We start from the raw sequence: 575 nt of genomic DNA on the forward strand, positions 1-575 counted from the left end.
ATTTTTACAATGAAAAAGAATTTAGCAATTAATGACCTATTGCTTATGGATAACGAGTTGGCAGTAAAATGGAATGATGACAAACAGTCATTTATTTCATTAAGAATCCTACGTAATCATTGTCCCTGTGCATTTTGCTCAGGTGAGAAAGATGCGCTTGGAAATATATATAAAGGTCCTAAACAAAATCTTACAGATATAGCATACAAGGCGTTGACTATAGAAAAAGTAGGGCATTATGCCCTTCGTATTTTCTGGAGCGATAATCATTCAGATGGACTTTATACTTATGACATGCTTAGAAAATTAGGAGAAAATAATGGAAATTAAATTGAAAGCTTGTAAGAAATATAGTATATGTAGTTGTGGATTGAGTCTAACGCTACCTTATTGTGACAACACTCATCGTGAATTTAATACTATAAATAATACAAATTATAAATCCATAAAAATCACACCAGATAAAGATGTGATAATAGAGGTTTCTTCAAGCAATTGGAATTCAATAAAAGAAAATAAATAGTAAAAACAATTAGATTTAAATACAATATTCACTAAATTTCAGTCATATAAAT

General features: G+C 29.0%; 1 protein-coding gene. It reads left to right on the forward strand.

Features of this window, described 5'->3' with window-relative positions:
* Positions 1-330: DUF971 domain-containing protein (locus AMN78_RS01120; protein ID WP_102133222.1), on the forward strand; the 330-nt coding region annotated here is incomplete at its 5' end.
* Positions 331-575 lie beyond the last annotated feature (245 nt).

Origin of the sequence: Candidatus Pelagibacter communis (genome assembly GCF_001179945.1) — a bacterium.
GTDB classification, from domain to species: domain Bacteria; phylum Pseudomonadota; class Alphaproteobacteria; order Pelagibacterales; family Pelagibacteraceae; genus Pelagilacustribacter; species Pelagilacustribacter ubique_A.